This is a genomic window from Sulfurospirillum diekertiae (genome assembly GCF_011769985.2).
In the GTDB taxonomy this organism is placed as follows: Bacteria; Campylobacterota; Campylobacteria; order Campylobacterales; family Sulfurospirillaceae; genus Sulfurospirillum; species Sulfurospirillum diekertiae.
In genome coordinates this window covers 883604-901300 of the sequence record NZ_CP039734.2, presented here as the reverse complement: position 1 = coordinate 901300, position 17697 = coordinate 883604, and the positions used below count along the sequence as shown (strand labels likewise).

Sequence of the window (17697 nt, the reverse complement as noted above, 5' to 3'; positions counted from 1 at the left end):
TTACTCATCGTAGTGTGAAAAATAGGTTTTGGAAAGCTCCATCGAACAGAGCGAAAAATGCGTCGTAAGCGTGGCTAAGAATTCATCGAGCACCGTGTAAACAGTTCCGCCCTCTTCGATCTGCATCAAGGTTGCAACGGTGGTGAGTTTCAGCGATGAAAACGCTTGAAAAATAGGCTCTTCGTAGCTACTGAGGTACTTTTTACTCTTCGGAAGTGCTTTTAAATCTTCCAAAAGTTCATTTGTCAAATAAGCAATCGACTTTGGAAACTGAGGGCTGAGAATCAAAAACTCCAACACATTATCCAACTGGAGTGAGCTTTTATACTGCGTTCGGTACGCATTAAAACTCTCACAGGAGTTGAGCATGCCCTCTAAGATGTCATAACTGGCTGACTTTTCATGCTTGACACAGAGCATCGAGCGCGCTTTAGAGATCGTTAGCAGTGCCGATTCGAGCTTATAGCCGATGTCATACAAAATCAAGCCTTGCTCTTTGTACATACTCTCTTCCACCAACTCTTTGTACGCGACAAGGTAGAGTAAAAATTTATCGAGTTCACTTAAAATGGTCTGTGTGGGAGAGTTGATTTTACGAATAAAGACCCTCCACTCTTTTTGCATCTTATCAAAGAGTTTCCATGCCTCAATCGCAAGCAGACTTTTGATCGAGACATTGGCATTAAAGAGCATCTCCATCGTAAAAGAAAGCCCGCCTTGTTTACTCTTGTCTTTAATCAGCGACTCGATTTCACTCATGCGATTTTGCGCAATCTTTTCATCTAAAAAGCCTGGATACGTCATCGTTAAGTGCGTCAAAGATTTTTCTAAAATCAGTTGCGACTCATACGACAAAGCCCCTTCATAGCGGCTAAAATTGGTCATCTTTTTGACCACATAGCGAATGAGACGAATGGTCGTGATGGTGCGGCACAAATAACGCCCCAACCAAAAAAGGTTCTCGGCTTTGCGCGTTGGCATCGTGTGAATCGAAACATCGACATAAGGCAATGTATTAAAAATGGAGCTCATATCGATCGTCTCATCTTCGCCTAAAATCCACAAATCTTTACTTGTTCCACCTTTTTGCGAGGAGACTAAAAGGGCATCTTTGGAGGAAGACACCCGCACCAAGCCTCCATTCATCACCGTATAGTTTTCACTTTTTTTCAAAGCATAGGCGCGCACAACAGCATTACGCGGCTCGATTTTTCCATTGGCATAAAAGGGCGTGGTCGAAAAATTGATCTCTTCTTGCGCAACGTACTGATGCGGATTTTTGATAATGCTATTTTTAAGTTGTGTTCGCATCTCGTTGGAGAGTTTTTTGACTAAATGCGTCTGAATCGCTTCGGTACGATCAATTTTTTTGATAATAAGGTTCTCAAAATGCTCTAAGACATACTCAAGCTCATGGCTTTGTCCGCACCACCATGTCGCAATTTGAGGGAGTAAAAGCTCTTCATTGAGAAAGTAATGGCAGATGCGCTCCATAAAAGGGTTGAGCCCGATGTTCTCCACAATCGCACTGCCGATGGGATTGATCATCGCAAGATTGCCTTGCCTTAGGCTATCGACCAAGCCTGCAACGCCTAGCTTTGAGTCACTGCGAAGCTCAAGCGGGTCGCAGAAACGGTCATCCAAACGCCTCAAAAGGGTATTGATGGGTTTAAGTCCACTCAAACTCTTCAGCCACAAAGCGCCGTTTTTGGAGAGCAGATCATCGCCTTCAACTAAGTTGATCTCCAAAAAAGAGCTCAAATAGGCATGCTCGAAGTAGGTCTCATTGCGAGGGCCTGGGGTGAGAAGTGCCGCTTTAGAGATGTCACCTTTGGAGAGTTTTTTCAACAGCTTTTTAAACTCATCGATGAAGGGAAGCAACTTTTTGATCTCGTGTTCGGGATAGAGGTCTTTGGAGACAATGTTCATCGTCAGACGATTTTCCACCGCATACCCCAAACCTGAGGGAGCTTGGGTGCGATCGTTGATGACCCACATTTTACCATCGGGCCCTCGTGCCATGTCGAGTGCATAAAAATAGAGCTGAAAATCCTCCATCAAGCCCAAAGTGTGAACAGCAGGAATAAATCCTTTGTGCCCGTAAATCACTTCGGCGGGAATAATATTTTCCTTTAAAAGCTTCTGCTCACCGTAAAGGTCTTTTAAAATGAGATTGAACAGTTTGGCACGCTGTTTGATCCCTTGTTTGATCCCTTTCCACTCTTCTTTGGTGATAATAAAAGGAATCGGGTCTAAACTCCACGGGCGATTGCCATTGTCCTCTGGGTCATTGTAGACGTTGTACGTGACACCATTGTCTTCCAAATGCCACGCAATTTCCGCTTGTTTGTTTTCTAGCTCTTCACTGCTCATCGCTTCAAGGCGCTCAAGAAGCGGCTGCCAATGCTCCCTGACCCGTAATTGATCATCGAGCATCTCATCAAACAGCGAAGCTGAGCTGTAATTATCTAAAAAATTCATCTATTTGGTATTCCATTTACGTCTAAGATCAAGCGTGTGAGGGAACTCACTGCTAAGCGGCAATTCTTGAAACACAAACTGTTTCAGTGCTGTTGGTTTATGCACCACAACGGTTCGCTCACTGCCCTCAATAACATGGGGTATCACAGCACTACTTTGGTACTCCGCCTCGCCTTGGGTATGGTTAAAGTCCCAAAAACGGTTGATGCGACGAGACTCCGCTTCATAGCTGTTTACAGGGAACGTATCGTAATTGCGACCGCCCGGATGTGCGACAAAATAGGTCATACCCCCAATCGAGCGTTTGTTCCATGTATCGACCACATCAAAGACCAAAGGGGTGTCGGCGCCAATGGTTGGATGAAGCGCAGAGTACGGCTCCCACGCTTTGTACTTCACGCCTGCCACAAACTCCCCTTCCCTTCCTGTAGGCGCAAGCGGAATCGCCACGGCGTTACATGTAAGCGTGTAGCGCTCTGGTGTAAAGTTTTGCACTTTGACCTGTACGCGCTCTAGCGAAGAGTCGACATAACGCGCTGTTCCTTGCGAACTGCTCTCTTCGCCCAACACATTCCACGGCTCGATAGCGGCGCGAAGTTCTAAATGTATATTTTCAATCGTACTCATACCGTAAAGCGGAAAACGAAACTCAAAGAAAGGATCGAACCAACCAAGCTCAAACGCATAACCTTCTGCTTGTAAAAATTCGACAATATCACGTAAATCCTCTTTGACGTAATGTTCCAGTAAAAACTTGTCGTGAAGCTGTGTACCCCAACGAACAAGTTTATGTTTGTACGGTTTTTTCCAAAACACAGCAACCAGTGTGCGCACCAAAAGCATCTGCAACAACGCCATTTGCGCGTGCGGTGGCATATCAAACGCTCTTAGCTCCAAAATGCCCAGTCGTCCGCTAGACGAATCGGGAGAGTAAAGCTTGTCGATGCAAAATTCGCTTCGGTGTGTGTTGCCCGTAATGTCGGTCAGCATATGTCGAAAAAGGCGATCGGTCAGCCAAAAAGGAACACTTTCACCCTCAGGAATCTGCGAAAAAGCGATCTCAAGCTCATACAGATTTTCCACCCTGCCCTCATCCACACGAGGAGCTTGCGAGGTTGAGCCGATAAATGCGCCTGAGAAAAGGTACGAAAGCCCCGGATGGTGTTGCCAAAAGGTGATAAGACTGCGAAGCAGATCAGGCCTGCGAAGCAGTGGACTGTCTTCGGGACGAAGTGCTCCAATGGTGACGTGATTGCCCCCGCCTGTGCCCGTATGTTTGCCATCTAGCATAAATTTTTCTGTCCCAAGGCGTGATTCACGCGCATCGTTGTAGAGCAAGAAAAGGTTATCGCTTAGCATCTTCCATGAGGTGGCAGGTTGGATGTTCACCTCGATGACACCCGGGTCTGGCGTGACTTTGATGCGATCGAGTCTAAGGTCATGAGCAGGCTCGTAACCTTCCAAAACAACGTTTACATGTAACGATTCCGCTACCGCTTCAATGCACGCAATAAGGTCTAAAAAAGCCTCCGAATGATTGAGCGGTGGAAGGAAAATATAGAGCTTGCCGTCTCGTACTTCCGTGCAAAGGGCGGTGCGTACAAAGGTGTTATAGGTGTGATTTTTTGAGAGGGTTGCATCCGCTTTTTCACACCGTTTTTTAGCATTTTCTGCATACTCTCCAAGGTTTGGATAGCTCGCAAACAGGTCTGGCTCAAAACGAAGTGCAAGCTCAGCGTGCGGTTTTTCAGCCAAAGAACTCAACGGTAGTCGCAAGCCAAGGGGAGAATTGCCCGCACTGAGAAACAAATACCCTCGTCTGAGCTCCCACGCAGAAGTCATCCACTGTGTCGCTCCAAAATTGAGTGGAAGCACGTAACCCACAGGCTTATTGAGCCCTTTTGAGAGCACTTTGGCAATGGTTTGTCGCTCTAGCGAATCGGACAAATCGGACTTCATCGGGTCAATGTCGATGGGCAGTTCAGACTCTTTGATGATGTAATACAATGGGTCTTCGTAAGCTTCAACGATGTTTTGATCGCTGATACCAAGCGTGAGCGCCAGTTTGGCTAAAAAGCGTTTGGCATCGTCGTTGGTGTAGCTATACTGAGCGTTCATATCGGCAAGTAGGTCGGGATTGTGCCAGATGGGCTTACCATCTTTGCGCCAAATGATGGAGGTTTGCCACCTCGGAAGCGGCTCGCCTGGGTACCATTTGCCTTGTGCGTAATGAAGCATGCCACCTTGGGTAAAGGAGCTTAAGAGTTTTCGTGAAAGGGTGTCGGCAAGGGTGCGTTTGTGCGCTCCATCGGCTTTGGTGTTCCATTCGTCGCCTTCCATGTCATCGATGGAAACAAACGTCGGCTCGCCGCCCATAGAAAGCCTTACATCGCTCTCTTCCAAGGCTTTATCGACTTCAAAACCCAGTTTATAAATGGCATCCCATTGGTCATCGCGGTACGGTTTGGTCACACGTGGCGATTCAAAAATACGCGTGACCGTATTGTCGTAGACAAATTCAGTTTCACATTTATCGCTCAGCCCTTCTATCGCGTAGGCACTCTCAAAGGAAGGGGTACACGCAAGCGGTATATGCCCCTCTCCTGCAAAAAGTCCACTCGTGGCATCCAGTCCAACCCAGCCAGCGCCTGGAATATACACCTCTGTCCACGCGTGAAGATCGGTAAAGTCTGCCTCAGGACCACTAGGACCATCAAGGGAAGCCACATCGGCTTTGAGTTGTACGAGATAGCCAGAGACAAAGCGTGCCGCAAGCCCCAAATGACGAAGCACTTGCACAAACAGCCACGCAAAATCACGACAACTGCCCAGTTTTTTCTCCAACGTCACTTCGCAGCTTTGCACACCGGGCTCTAACCTGATGGTGTAGTTTAAATGCTGATTGATCGTAGAATTAAGATAGACTAAAAAGTCAATAATCGGGCGTTTTTTACAGTCCAATGAGCGCACAAAAGCGCGCAACAACGCACCATCTTCACTCTCTTCAAGGTAAGGGATCAACTCTTTTTGAAGCTCTTTTTGATAGATAAACGGGAAATCCTTCGCATAATCATCCACAAAAAAATCAAACGGATTGATCGTAATAAGATCAGCAATAATCTCCACATCAATGCAGAGCTCTTTCGTTTTTTCTGGAAATACAATGCGCGCAAGGTAATTACCAAACGGGTCTTGTTGCCAGTTGATAAAATGGTTCTCTGGTTTTATTTTAAGGGAGTACGCCTCGATGGGTGTCCTGCTGTGTGGGGCGGGACGCAAACGGATGATGTGCGGTGAGAGCGCTACATAGCGGTCGTAGTGGTATTCTGTTTTATGCGAGAGAACAACTTTAAGTGACATAATAATCCTTTAAAACAGAAAGTAAAAATCTTTACATGTAAAAATATTATAGCATGATGTAAAAGGTTTGTGATGGGTATTTGGCTATGTATTAAGCAGTAATCTTTAGGTTAGCTTTAACGCATATCTTTTTACATGTAAAGGCTTGCAGAAAAGCCAATGTCACCCTAAAAATTTTATGTTTTGTGGTGACATTGGCCTTTGAGTTGGATTATTCTTCGAGTAATGCAATCGGTGCAATAAATCTTCCTTGCATATAAGCAATTCCTAAATATTTGAGGGTAGAGAGGTCTTGTTCTTCTTCAATATTGGTCGCAATAATCGAAATTCCAAGACTTCGTGCAATGTTATTGAGACTTTCTTGATTTTTTCCTGTTGTTGCATCTAGCATAATATCTTTGAGATAGACAACCGTACACTTGATATAATCAGGTCGTATCGCTTGCAGATAATACGCCCCTTCGGATGGAATGGTAAAGTTATCAATACCAAAACGGCAACCTAACATCTTGAGTTGACTGCTAATCGAAACGATTGCCTCTAGATTATGAAGGGCAACAGCATTACTCGTTTCAAACCACACCATGGAACGTTCAGTCGGAGAGAGTTTTTCCAACTGCTCTTTCAGCCATTGAATATTGGCATAATGCCCTACAAATTCAGCGCTTAAGTTGAGTGCTAATGGTGTATGAAGTTCTTGTGATGTAAAACGCTGAAGCATTTTTTGAATCATATAACGATCAATTTCATCTGCCAATCCTAAAATAGTTGCCATCGGTAAAAAATAGCCTGCAGAGTATATAGAACCATCACTGCCTTTGAGTCGGATGAAAACTTCTTCATGAACAATGCTCGAAGTGGTACTTTCATAGTGGATGACATTTTGTGTCGCAAAAACAAAACGAGATTCGTTTAGACCATTGACCAATTCTTGACGCCACTCCTCACGACTTAAGATTAAGGAGTGTTGCTGTTGTAATGCCATTTTACATGTAAAATTACCATTTTGTTTGGCTTGGGAGACGGTTAAATCGGCTTTTGAAAGCAGTGATTTGAGTGTATCGTGTTCATTGTATGAACCAATACCAATACCTATCACTAAGTAGTCTAATGCCTGTGTGCTAATCGTGCGTTGAAGTTCTAACAGCATCTCATCAAGATGTTTTTTGAGTAAAATTTCATCTCGAAAAGGCATCAAAAGGGAAAAATCACTCTCATTGAGTCTTACAAATAACGTATGTTCACTCAAACGCGCACAATTTGTTAATGCTTCTGCAACATTCTTGATCAATTTTATATAATTTTCATAACCATACTCTTTTTTAAAGCGATCCAATTCATCAATGCTTAGCATTACATGTAAACCTTGGGATAACTTTGTATCGCCTTGGAGGTATTCAGGAAGTTTGGTGACTAAATAATGACGGTTGTAAAGTTTTGTCTCTGTGTCTTTGTAAAGTAGCTCTTGGTATTGAATGAGTGTCTCATTTTCTCTCTCAAAAATATCTTTTACTTTTGAAACCATGGCATTCATAGCAACGGTAGCAGAGCGAAACTCCGTTGTAAAAGGCATTTTTGGTTCAATAATAAAACGATTTTCAATGATGCCTCGCGCTTGGTCTCGAATTTGTTTAATAGATTGAAGGCTCAGTGTAAGCAAAAGATACAGTACCCCTAAAACGACCAAACCAATCCCCACAAATGTCTCAATGAGGTCAATCAATGTTTTATACAGTTGTCTGTAAGCATTACCCATATGACCACTCACTTCAAGCGTACCAAGCCTGTTCCACCCTATCATAATATCGCTCGTTGCATAAGCGTTTTTAATGGTGACGGCATGAATAAACCACTGTGGCACATCACTTAGTAAAACATCGGTTTCTTTCACATAAATGGGGTTCCCCTCTACACCTATCAAAGCAATTCTTTCATAGTAGCCACTATCAAAGATCGCATTGATCATCGTCTCCATGGTAGCAGTATCTTTTGGATCTGCAATTTTGGAGAGAGAAAGCCCTAGAGAATGCGCCGTATTTTGGGCATTGGTATAGAGTTGATCTTGTACAAACGCTGTAGCTGTTTTGAAGTTCAGTACCATGACACAGGCTAAGATTATGCTTAAAAAAAGACTGAGCATTACCGCCATCTGTTTAAAAAGAGTCATCATTTTTCCTTTTTCTCTATTTTGAGTTCATCCCATGCACGCTTCTGCTTTGCCGCCGCTGGAAGCATTTTACCCAATTGAACTTGCTTAGCATTGAACAGATCATCTCCGCTAAAGCTGTAGATCGGAACAAGATCATTGCGTTCATTCGCAGGAAGTATTTTGTAATTGTAATTATCAAGAACCAATGGTATGGATTTTGGAGTTGCATAGTAGGTAAGCACCATATGCGCTACGTTAAATTTGAGCGATTTTGCATACGTCATATACATTTTAGAAGGTGGAACACCGAGTTCTTTGAGTGTAAAATACTTCGCGATAACATAATCTTCACAGTCACCTTTATCTTTTCCAATAAACTCCAACCGTGTTGCCCAGTAGTCATCCACACCCCAAACTTCTTTGTCACTATGATAGGGAGTCGCATTAAAAAAATCATTCACTTTTTCAAGTTTTTCAAGATCGCTCTCATCTTTGGCACGGTTCATCATTTCCACAAGCGCTAAGACACGCCTTTTGGCGAATGTTCCATACTCTTTCTCGACTTTCTCCAAAGAGATGCCGGTAAGTATGAATTCAGCAGTACTAAAAAGGGTGACGGTAAGAACCATCACCCCAAAACATAATGCAAGGACTTTTGTTTTCATGCCCTATTATAACGTTTTTTTAGCTATGTTGAATAGTTTGCTCGATCTTCACAATAACCGTTGGGTCCGTTGCATTTGCATTGGTGTAAATATCAAATGTATGCCCATTGCTTATTTCCGTAGAAGATGTTTTGGTTAATGAACTATCAACCGTTACTTTATCCGCAGAATCTCCCAAAATCGTTAGTGTATGGGTAGTACCTGTTTCTGTCATATCAAGGACATCATTCAATGAAAGATTTTTAAGAGTGACATTGACATTCGGTTGTGTAAGATCAAGCACCTCGATATATTTTTAATTGGGTCATTGCTACTATCGAGTTTACTGAAATCAATAGTGGTATTGGCAGTAAAGAGTAAAGTATCCGTACCCGTACCACCATCGATGACGGTATCTGCCGCATCGTAAACCAATATATCATTACCAGCTCCACCGTAAAGTTTATCCGCTCCAGCACCACCATCAAGATAGTCATTGCCATCTTCGCCTTCAAGAATATCATTGCCAGCACCACCGTAAAGAGCGTCATTACCAGCTCCACCAACTAAGTGGTCATCTCCTGCACTACCATAAATGACATCATTACCATTCGTTCCAGTAAGCATATCATTACCATCTGTTCCACCAATAATATTGTTGGTACCTGTCGTGTAATCATGGTCTGTCGTCATAATGGTTAAGGTTGAAGATGAAGTACTACCATCGGCATCTTTGATGGTATAGGTAAAGACATCAGGTGTACTGAGTGCTGCACTTGTCATATCTGCATTCGTTGGAGTATACGTATATGCACCAGATGCGTCAATATGTAAACTACCATTATGTCCAGCGATATCAACACCTGTAGCAACAACAGCTACATCAGAACCATTGATACTTACCGATGTGACACTTAAGTTACCATCCGTCCCTTTTGTATCATTATCTAAAACATTACCAACAGCTAGCGCAGCAACCCATTCGACTTCTGGCGTTGTAATCGTAATTGGAGTCATTGTTTCTGAGGTGTGAGCATAGGTGCTATAGGTCACATTTTTAACAGTAACATTTGTACCACTAGTACGCATAAATTTAACATAGTAGTCACCACTGCTTGTAATGGCATTACTAAAGTTAATCGTTTGATAATCACTATTGCTAGTGAAAGTTGCTGTGCTAATGAGTGTGCCTGTGCTACTATATAGCGTAGCTGTACCACCTCCATTAGTAGTCCCCATTGTAAAACTAACGGTAGTGGCATGAGTGCCATTTGCAGCAATAGTATAAGTATCAGATACTGTACCACCACTACTTACACTCCAACCATTTGTATTACTATTCTTTCCAAGATCAGTTAGAGGTGTAGTTGTAGTGCTCCAACTTTCAGGCACTGTACTATAGGTAACATGATTAACGGTACCACCTGTTGCATGCAAATAAGTTTCAGTCGCAGTATTGGTATCTACTACAGCTGTTGGGACACTATCAAGTGTTGTAACCGTCAAATGCGCTTGTGCCGTGGAACCATCACTATCTGCAACTGTGTAGGTAATACTTGAACTTACATCATGCGCAACATTGGTTAATGATGTAAAGCTGTAATTACCTTGATTGTCTATTGTAACCGTTCCAGCACTTGTCGTAATGGTAAAGGTTGTATGTGTGCTATCAAATGTATGAGTTACTCCATCATACGTGACAGAAACCAATTTAGGATTAGCCCAACCATCAGCTCCAGCAACATCTGTTAAGTTCAATACACCAGCTTCAGTGATAACACTACCAGACTCAACATGCGGTACAGTAACTGTGCCTGATAACGTACTCGATAAACCTGTCACATTACTCACTTCAATGTACTCTTGTACATGGTGTGCACTATCTGTATACGCTTTACCATCTAAGACCTGCACCGTATTTAAATAAACGGGGTCACCTACATTACCACCAATGGCAATAACATGTAAATCATCAGCATTGGCTGTAATAAATGTTTTCCACGCTTTAATTGTTGCATCAGTATCTTGATCAACAGAAGAGGTATTTTCATTTGGCTCTCCATCTGATAGAAAATAAACAATGGTTTGATCTGCTGTATGCCCAGTAAAGCTAATTGCTTTTGTAGCATTAATGGCATCATAATAATCCGTACTACCTGTATTTACATTGACATAGGTAGAGTTGCTGTATAGGTAGTCCCAAGAATTCATTGACAATGAATTTAAGTAAGTGACCGCAGAAGAAGCTGACATCCATCCAACATTTAAGGCATTGTCTCCAAATAACGTTAAATTAACATCCGTTGTTCCTTGCTCTTTGTATTGATTAATCATGTTTACCAAAGCGTCACGAGCAATTTCAAATCGTGTTTGGCTCGAACCTGAAACGTTGCTGTTCATCGAACCTGAAACATCAAGCGTTAAGACTAAATTGGTTGTTCCACTGTGTGTTGTTGTCCCTTCAGCAAGAGAAATAGTATTGTCGTAAGCAATCGGTTTATCATCGGTAATACCAATCGTTACAGTACTATTAGCACTTTCTTGTCCGTCTGAAACACGAATATTAAAGCTATCAGTCGTTGCACTACTTGCCGATATTAAGGTATAGGTATAGTTAAATACACCGTTGTCATACCCCGTAATCGTTACAGTACCATGATCAGTGATAATCTCTCCAACGGTATTCCATGCGTCTACCACAAATGTTTTATTCCCAACGGTTACAGAAGTAATGTCATTCAATCCATCAGGATCGCTAATAGTGAAGGTTCCTTTCGCTTGTGTATGATCCACAAATGGACTTGAACCCGTGGATAACCCAGACTCAAGAACAATGTCATTGCCATTGTTTACATTACCTGTATCAACTGAGAGAGTTGGAGCATCATTCACTGGATTTACATGTAATGTCACGGTAGCAGTATCTGTTCCGCCATGTCCATCGCTAATAGTATATTTAAAAGTGGCATCTCCATTGTAATTCGCCGTTGGCGTAAAGAGAATAGAAGTAATATGTCCACTTCCGTCTGTTGTCGTCGTAACTGTACCTTGTGTTGCATCGGGTTGTGTAACACTGATAATATTAAGGGTATCACCATCTTGGTCAGTATCGTTGGCAAGTAATGTACTTGAAGCAATGATAAGAGGCGTGTCTTCATTTGTTACTAAGGTATCAAGAGCATTGGCACTACCTGTAAGTACACTATAAGGTTGACCATCACTACTGAGTTCAACTTTAAGTTGAGCTTGTCCTGCTTGATCCCAATAAACAATGCTAATACTATGCTCGCCACCTTGAGCGATATTGAATGAGGCATAATTCGTTGATGGAACTTGGTTGCCATCGTATTTTGCGACCACATTACCATCAATCACAATGCTGTACCCATCATCCGCCGTTACTTTAAACGTATACTTACCTGCTGCTAATTCGATAGAACCACTAAGTTTAATAATAGCGTCAGAACTGTTTTCTGGATTCGTAGACAAAGATGGAGCATCGATGATCCCTAAGAATTTTTGCAAATTGCCATCACCACCTAAGTCCCCACCAGGAAGAAGGCCATAATTGATCGCAGTCGCTGTAAAGGTTGCATCTGCATTATGAGTAGCAATAAAATTTTCCACTTGTGCAATGCTACCTAAGTTAGAACCATCTAACAAAGCCCCTTCATGATAGGCATAATATTGACCGCTTAAACCATGAATTTTATATGTGTTATCTACCGCATCTGGCGCATCATTAACATTCTGTTCGTTGAGCACAACATTGATAGAAGTTGTAACGCTTCCATCACTCGCCCCCACCACAAGATTATGGACATTGCTCAGTGCTTCAAAATCATTGGTGAAAGCATGTGTCCCTGCTTCTGTCAGCGTAATCGCCCCGGTGGTAGAGTTGATCGCAAAATAGCCTGCATCATTACCACTCTGAATAGAATAGGAAACGCTGCTTCCATTATCAACGTCCGTCGCATGGACTGTACCAAGTACCGTTGCAGTCGTACTATTTTCATTATAGTTAAAGCTATAAGCTGGTTGGTTACCTTCAACAACAAAGACGGGCGCATCGTTAGTACCATAAATGGTGATTGTTACTGCTTGTGTAGCTATGGCTCCTTTATCATCTGTAACCGTTGCCATAAAGGTTTCTGTTTTCGTTTCCCCCTCAGCCAATTGATTTGCTGCTTCGCCTGCTATATACGTCCAAGAGCCCGCTGTTGTTATCGCAAATGTACCATAATTTGTGCCTTCTGCTGATGTCGTAATAGCTGACCATGTTTGTGTTGCATCATGATCAACATCCGATGCACTAAGAGTTCCTGTTGCAATCACGGCTGCTACTGGTGACGTTACGCCATTAATAGTTACAACTCCAGCTTCCGTTGCATCGCCCGTAATATTAGATGTTTTCAAAATAACAGGGGCATCATTAGTACCTTTTAACGTAATAGTAATCGTTTGGTCAACATAAGCACCTTTATCATCCATCACGCGAGCCGTATAGGTTTGCGTAACTGTTTCACCTTCTTTGAGTGCTTGTGTTGTACTCAGTGAATTGTCAAGTGTATATGTCCATTTTCCTGTTGAATCAATGCCAATAGAGCCATACGTTGTTGATGGTGTTCCCACAATGTTCCATGTTTTCGTTGCACCATGGTCAACATCGCTTGCACTAAGTTGTCCAGAAATAGATGGTGTACCTGCAAAAGCAGAGCCGTCATCGTAATTTCCAGCTTCCACAACAGTACCAACAAGTGCACCCGTAGCATTAGTAATTACTGGTGTATCGTTCGTACCTGTAACCGTTATCTTTACAGTTTGATAATCTGAATAACGAGACTCATTAAGAAGTGAAAAACCAGAGTGATCATCAGCACGATATTGGAAAGTAATGGTTGCACTCTCCCCCTCGGCTAGTTTATTGAAATCGCCACTTACGGTATAGTCACCTGTACTGGTTAAGTTTACGGAAAGTCCAGAAACCAAAGGATTAGAGGATGTAATGGAACCTGCTTTAATTGCAAAGGTATGTCCGTTGCTAATATCCTCATCGTTTACATGTAAAGTTCCCGCAAAGGTATTACGACCAGTATCTGCTTCATTTCCAGTAATGAATACATTGTCCACCATCGGCTGATCGTTTGTACCATAAATGGTGAGTGTAACATTCTTTGGCGCACTTTGAGCAGATTCATCTGTAGCGCCAGAACCATCATTGACAACATAAGAGAATGTTACTGTCGCTTTTTCTCCAAAAGCCAGTGCATTAAATGTTGGGTTACTGACACTATAAGTACCATCTGCATTTACAATAACAATAGTTTGCGATGCATCAACGACACCTGATGGGGAAACCACACTCACATCTACTTTTCCATTTTGATCAGCATCTACGCCTGCATAGGCAATATGTGTCGTGAAGATATCTTCATCACTTGCATAAGGAAGTTTGCCATTGTATGTAGCATCTTCACTTGGTGTATTACTTAAGAATGGTTCCCATTGTGAAATGCTATCTGCATAGGCGACAGGTTGATCATTAGTACCATTAACGATCAGTGTTGCTGTCTCTGCTGTGCTTGTAGAAGATTCATTAAGACCATCAGATCCAGTAAATCCCCTACCATCGTTTGCACTGTAATCAAATGAAACACTCATACTTTGGTTTGAACCTAATGCATTAAACAAAGAGCTAGAAACTGTATATTCCCCAGTATTCGCGTCAAGACTTATTGTTAATTGATTGGTCAACATTAACAATTTGACTTCCAATGCATTGAGTGTAATTGTTGAAGGTACACCATCATTGATAGTTGTAATACTAACGTGGATGGTACTATTGTCCATACTAAAGGTATGGGTATCACTCAGATCATCATCAGTTACATGGAGTTGCCCTGCATATTGGTAATCTTCTTTCCCATGAACTTCCGCCAATGATGCTTCACTTACCGTTGTGGTTACATCACTCACGACAGGTTGATCATTTGTTCCTGTAATGGTCATCGTGACTGTCTTAATTTCAGAGGTATTGGACTCACCATTCGCTTGATTACTACTACCATCAACCGCATAGTATTGGAAAGTTACGGTTGCTGTTTCACCGACGGCTAAAGCATTAAAGTCTCCAGTAACAGTATATTGACCAGTGGCTTCATCAAGGTGAAGAACTGGCGTTCCAATCTCTGCAGGAGATTCTACATGTAAAGCTGGACCAAAATCTCCACCACCTACTACGTGAAAAGTATGCGTATCGTGGGTATCATCATCGGTTGCGACTAAAGTACCTTCAAAGGTATTGATTCCGTTCATTGATTCTGTTTGTGTCGTATGCGTAACATCGCTGACAATAGGCTGGTCATTGGTTCCCGTAATGGTAAGTGTAATGGTTTTTGGTGCACTGATTGAACTTTCATTGATGCCATCTGCACCATTAAATCCACGTCCATCATCAGCAACATATTGAAATGTTACGGTTGCTTTTTCGCCTGCGGCAAGTTCTGTAAAGTTTCCATTGATATTATAATGCCATACGCCATTGTCACCTTTTGTAATAGAAACCGTTACATCATTGGTGTCTACCCCTGATCCCGTTGGAGCAAGCACTTGAACACTATCACCGACTACACGGAATGTATGCGTATCAGAGACATCATCATCCGTAACAGATAAATTACCTGTTAAGACATTATTTCCATCATTAATATGAGGGGTTGCTTCTCCGTTATCATGTGTTTCATAGATAGCACCATTTTTAACAAAATCTTCAAGAAGATTTGCAGCATAAATTTGCATATTAGCATCTAAAACAGTATTACCATTACCTGATAAATAGAAGTCTAAAGGAATAGTAGAATAAATAACTGTACCAGCACCATATTGGTAGGAAAAAGTAACAACGTGCGTAGAATCGCCATCCGTCATAAGAACTTTTGCCCCTTCTGGTAAACTATTAAGATCAACGTATCCATGGTTTGACAAACTTCCATTGTCTAAAGAAGCATCATTGATCGTTCCACCAAGACCTGTTTCAAGTTCAGTGTCTGTTATGTCAATATTGGTACCATTCCCTGCTGTTCTGTGGAAAACAATAGACTCTCCTCCTGGAAGAATTTGCTCACCCCCAGCAACATATCGATCATGAATAATTAAAGTCATGCCATTATTTACAGCGTTTTCGATCGCACTGAGTTGACTCATGTATTCTGCGCCATAGTCACCATTACTTGGATTTTGAACATAAAGGGTATTGATGCCTGAAAGTTCTTCCGAACTGAGTGTAAAGAGTTGCGCAGCAGTTAGATTAGCGGTTATGATGCCATTCACTTGTGCGCTCACCCCTTGTCCACTGACCATATCATAGTATCCAACAATACCACTACCTGCATTATCATTAACATTAATATCACTGACTACTGGTTGATCGTTCGTTCCTGTAATGGTCAAGGTAACCGTTTTAGCCTCAGAAGTATTTGACTCGCCATTGGTTTGATTACTACTACTATCTACAGCATAGTATTGGAAAGTAACGGTTGCTGTTTCACCTGCGGCAAGTGCATTAAAATCTCCACTCATGCTGTAAGTACCATCTGGATTGAGCACAAGCGTTGGTGTTGCTAATTCAACATTTGCATTTACATGTAAACTATTATCAACCATTTGGAACGTATGTGTATCGCTTGTATCATCATCACTGACACTCAATGTTCCTGCAAACGTATTCACACCATTAAGTGCTTCTGCTTGTGTGACGCTCACATCACTGACAACAGGTTGATCGTTCGTTCCTGTAATGGTCAAGGTAACCGTTTTAACCTCAGAAGTATTTGACTCGCCATTAGTTTGATTACTACTACTATCTACAGCATAGTATTGGAAAGTTACGGTTGCTGTTTCACCTGCGGCAAGTGCATTAAAATCTCCACTCATGCTGTAAGTACCATCTGGATTGAGAAGAAGTGTTGGTTGTGATAATTCAACATTTGCATTTACATGTAAACTATTATCAACCATTTGGAACGTATGTGTATCGCTTGTATCATCATCACTGACACTCAATGTTCCTGCAAACGTATTCACGCCATTAAGTGCTTCTGCTTGTGTGATGCTCACATCACTGACTACTGGTTGATCATTGGTGCCGATTATCGTTAAAGTGACGGTTGCTGGTAACGAAGCATGAGGTGCACCTGCTTCTATACCATTGTCGACAGCATAGTATTGAAATGAAACAACTGCTTTTTCACCTGTGGCTAGAGCATTAAAGTCGCCAGTAACCGAGTAAGTACCATCTGGATTCATTACAAATGCGATACCTTCAGGTGCTGGTTGACCATTAAGAAGTAATGTACCACTCACGGCAAAGAATGTATGGGTATCACCCACATCAGGATCTGTTGCTACGAGCTGGCCAGAAATTTGATTGAGTCCGTTAAGCGCTTCATTGACTGTCCCCATCACATTTGCTACGACTGGTTGGTCATTGAGAGTTGGATTGTCGACTGCCGTAATGTTTTGAACAGTTCCACCATTAACAGTGTCATGAAGAACGGTTCGGACATCACCAATTCCACCCGTTCTATCAAAAAAGAGTGTATTGCTAGGACGTTCGGTGTCAGTTGGTACAAAACCAGCAGCGGGTGCTTCAACACCTGCTGCGGTTGCATCTAATGGAGTTGTTGTATCTTGAGTAGAAGTATTTGTGCTGAGTTTCCATGCATTTTCTATCGTATCTGTTGAGACAACTGCATCCTCTTTGTCAAATGTACCACCAAGGACTGAAATGTCTGTATAAAGCTGTTCAGCTCCGGAGAGGGTAATATCTTTAGCGTCGGTTAACGTTACATCGATAATCACTTGTGCATTTTGAGGATTGTTTGGAGCACCATAAACGAGCTCATCTTTAAATACCTGATCACCAGCTTTAAGTTCTCTGATCTCTCCATGTGCATCTTTTGCAAAAAAAATGCCATTTTGGAGTGATTTAACGTATCCAATTACTTGTGCCATGATTTATCCTTTCCTAGAATTTTTTTACAAAATAATTCTAACAGAGATAAA

General features: G+C 42.1%; 6 protein-coding genes. All 6 read right to left on the bottom strand.

Going from position 1 to position 17697, the window contains the following annotated elements:
• The 6 genes from FA584_RS04525 to FA584_RS04500 all read right to left on the bottom strand — a co-directional run bounded on the left by FA584_RS04525 (position 1) and on the right by FA584_RS04500 (position 17646).
• The gene (locus FA584_RS04525) at positions 1–2481 is read right to left on the bottom strand and encodes a circularly permuted type 2 ATP-grasp protein (RefSeq protein ID WP_167750367.1); all 2481 of its coding nucleotides are present in this window, start codon (positions 2479–2481) and stop codon (positions 1–3) included.
• Entirely contained in the window at positions 2482–5841 is a 3360-nt protein-coding gene (locus FA584_RS04520) for a transglutaminase family protein (RefSeq protein WP_167750366.1), read from the bottom strand.
• A 211-nt stretch (positions 5842–6052) separates the two neighbouring features.
• Entirely contained in the window at positions 6053–8008 is a 1956-nt protein-coding gene (locus FA584_RS04515) for a bifunctional diguanylate cyclase/phosphodiesterase (RefSeq protein WP_167750365.1), read from the bottom strand.
• Positions 8008–8655, bottom strand: coding sequence for a transglutaminase-like cysteine peptidase (locus tag FA584_RS04510; protein ID WP_167750364.1), 648 nt, complete (start codon positions 8653–8655; stop codon positions 8008–8010). Before FA584_RS04510 ends, FA584_RS04515 begins: the two co-directional genes overlap by 1 nt.
• Before the next feature lie 19 nt (positions 8656–8674).
• A complete protein-coding gene (locus FA584_RS04505) occupies positions 8675–8938 on the bottom strand; it encodes a hypothetical protein (RefSeq protein ID WP_167750363.1) in 264 nt (87 codons plus the stop codon).
• Positions 8884–17646 (bottom strand): beta strand repeat-containing protein, encoded by an 8763-nt coding sequence (locus FA584_RS04500; protein ID WP_167750362.1) that lies wholly within the window; start codon positions 17644–17646, stop codon positions 8884–8886. The genes FA584_RS04505 and FA584_RS04500 overlap by 55 nt, the downstream gene beginning before the upstream one ends.
• Positions 17647–17697 lie beyond the last annotated feature (51 nt).

Coding starts and splice junctions, on each gene's coding strand:
- FA584_RS04520 (WP_167750366.1), bottom strand. CDS start 5,841: ATGTCACTTAAAGTTGTTCTCTCGCATAAAACAGAATACCACTACGAC.
- FA584_RS04525 (WP_167750367.1), bottom strand. CDS start 2,481: ATGAATTTTTTAGATAATTACAGCTCAGCTTCGCTGTTTGATGAGATG.
- FA584_RS04515 (WP_167750365.1), bottom strand. CDS start 8,008: ATGACTCTTTTTAAACAGATGGCGGTAATGCTCAGTCTTTTTTTAAGC.
- FA584_RS04510 (WP_167750364.1), bottom strand. CDS start 8,655: ATGAAAACAAAAGTCCTTGCATTATGTTTTGGGGTGATGGTTCTTACC.
- FA584_RS04500 (WP_167750362.1), bottom strand. CDS start 17,646: ATGGCACAAGTAATTGGATACGTTAAATCACTCCAAAATGGCATTTTT.